Here is a 303-nt window from a genome sequence, read left to right as displayed (position 1 = left end):
GTTAAATAACTTAAAAGTAGGGCAGTGGCGAAACCTCTCTGAAAAAGAGATGGAAGATATTAATACAGCTGTTGAAGGATCTTCAAAAACAGCTGTTAATACTACTTTACCTAAACAACAACGAACGACTGACCAAACAAATAGTGATAAATTATCTCGTCAAAAGCAATCTTCAGAGCCTAGCACTGCTAGTGCTTACTATGGAAAAGTAGAAAAAAGCGGAAAAGTAGAAAAAAACGATAGAAATGATAAATACGGCACAAACAATAAAAGTGCACCTAAAGCCAAGAAAGTATTTATCAA

Annotated in this window: 1 pseudogene; it reads left to right on the top strand. The window is 34.3% G+C overall.

Annotation, left to right across the window (positions count from 1 at the left end):
- Positions 1–303, top strand: a pseudogene (locus GQR38_RS20620) (hypothetical protein); the annotation flags it as partial.

The sequence above is a fragment of the Pseudoalteromonas sp. c7(2019) genome, from assembly GCF_011378625.1.
Lineage (GTDB): Bacteria > Pseudomonadota > Gammaproteobacteria > Enterobacterales > Alteromonadaceae > Pseudoalteromonas > Pseudoalteromonas arctica.
The sequence above is the reverse complement of the archived record's forward strand: the minus strand, read 5'-3'. Positions and strand labels throughout refer to the sequence as shown.